This window comes from Nonomuraea diastatica (assembly GCF_004349015.1).
Classification (GTDB): domain Bacteria; phylum Actinomycetota; class Actinomycetes; order Streptosporangiales; family Streptosporangiaceae; genus Nonomuraea; species Nonomuraea diastatica.
In genome coordinates this window covers 1-1291 of the sequence record NZ_SMKP01000421.1, presented here as the reverse complement: position 1 = coordinate 1291, position 1291 = coordinate 1, and the positions used below count along the sequence as shown (strand labels likewise).

1 protein-coding gene is annotated in these 1291 nt (G+C 73.4%); it reads left to right on the top strand.

Features of this window, described 5'->3' with window-relative positions; translation table 11 throughout:
* Nucleotides 1-127 precede the first annotated feature (127 nt).
* Nucleotides 128-1291, top strand: a 1164-nt coding sequence (locus tag E1294_RS51970) for an MFS transporter (RefSeq protein ID WP_165978004.1), incomplete at its 3' end; no start/stop codon positions are given.

Here is a 1291-nt window from a genome sequence, read left to right as displayed (position 1 = left end):
GGCAGGCGGGTCACCACCCACCGCGGGGGCCGGTGCCCGCCCGCGCGGGTGCCTGAGCATGGCAGGACCTGCCGCAGTGCGGGCTCGTCGAGGGCGGCGAGGAAGTCGAGTCGGACCGGACGGAATCATGTACGCCAAGGTGCTCGCGATCGGCGAGTTTCGCGGTTTATGGCTGGGCGGGTTGTTGTCGCGAGCGGGCGACCAGCTGGCGCGCGTCGCGCTGGCCGTCCTGGCCTACGAGCGCAGCGGCTCGGCCGCCGTCACCACGCTCGTCTACGCGATGACGTTCGTGCCCGCGCTGATCGGAGGGCCCGCGCTGGGCTGGCTGGCCGACCGCTACCCGCGGCGCGAGGTCACGATCGCCTGCGATGTGACCAGGACCGTCCTCATCGGATTCGTCGCACTGCCCGGTCTCCCGCTGCCCGCGTTGTGCGCCCTGGTCTTCGCCTCGCAACTGCTCGACTCGCCGAGCAGGGCGGCGCGCATCTCGCTGACGCCCGAAGTGCTGCCCCGCGAGCTCTACCAGACCGGAGTGGCGGTCCACCAGCTCAGCGACCAGGTCGTGACGCTGCTCGGCTTCGCCGGCGGCGGCATCGTGGTGGCGCTGGCCGGCGCGCGGACGGCCATCCTCATCGACGCGGTCACGTTCGCCGCCGCCGCGTCACTCACCCTGGCCACGGTGCGCCGGCGCCCGGCGGCCGCGGGAAAGGAGCCGGTCTCCCTGCTCGGCGGGCTGCGGCTGGTGGCCGGGCATCGCGCGTTGCGCAGCCTGCTCGGGCTGGCCATGTTGTCGGGGTTCCACGTCATCCCCGAGGCGATCGCGGTGCCGTACGCCGCCTCGTTCGGCCTGGGCACCGCGGAGGCGGGGCTCCTCATGGCCGCCCTGCCCGTGGGGAACGTCATCGGCGTGTTCGTGCTGTCCAGATTCCTTTCCGAATCGCGGCGGATGGCGCTGATGGCCCCGATGGCGGTGGCGGCCAGTGTGCCGCTGGTGGTCAGCGCGGCCGATCCCGGCTACGTGCCCTTGCTGCTCTTGTGGACGGTGTGCGGGATGCTCACCGGCTACCACGTGGCGGCCAACGCGGAGTACGTGAGGATCGCGCCGCCGGAGAGCAGGGGGCAGGCGGTCGGCCTGGCCTCCTCTGGCATGGTCGCCGCCCAGGGGCTGGGCATCCTGGCCGGCGGCCTCCTCGTCGAAGCGGCCGGACCGGAGCACGGCCTGGCGATCGCCGGCGCCGCCGGGCTGGTCGCGGGAGTGCCGGTCCTGCTGGCCTGGAACAGAGCCACCAGG